This is a genomic window from Bartonella sp. AP58NXGY (assembly GCF_042195785.1).
Taxonomy (GTDB): domain Bacteria; phylum Pseudomonadota; class Alphaproteobacteria; order Rhizobiales; family Rhizobiaceae; genus Bartonella.
Map to the genome: position 1 here is coordinate 346 of NZ_JBHIOY010000324.1, position 291 is coordinate 636.

The window sequence follows — 291 nt, forward strand, 5'->3', positions numbered from 1 at the left end:
TTCTTGATATTCATATCGATAAGCAGAAGCCGTGGTTGCTGACTTTTTCCAGTGATAATCTTGGCGCTAAAGCAACTGGGATTTACCAAACACGCGTGAGTCTTTCTTTTGATAATCTGTTAGGGATCAACGATCAATGGTCATTTAGTTATCAGCGCTCCATGAATGGTGGTCCGTATCATTTTTCCGGCAAGCGCCCCAATAGTGATACGATAACAGGTTCATTTTCCATTCCCTATGGCTATTGGACGGTAGGTTTTGATGGCAGTTGGAGCCAATATCATTCGAGTA

General features: G+C 42.6%; 1 protein-coding gene. It reads left to right on the forward strand.

What is annotated here, in order from left to right:
- Positions 1–291, forward strand: a 291-nt coding sequence (locus tag ACFINC_RS11190) for a ShlB/FhaC/HecB family hemolysin secretion/activation protein (protein ID WP_375617249.1), incomplete at both ends; no start/stop codon positions are given.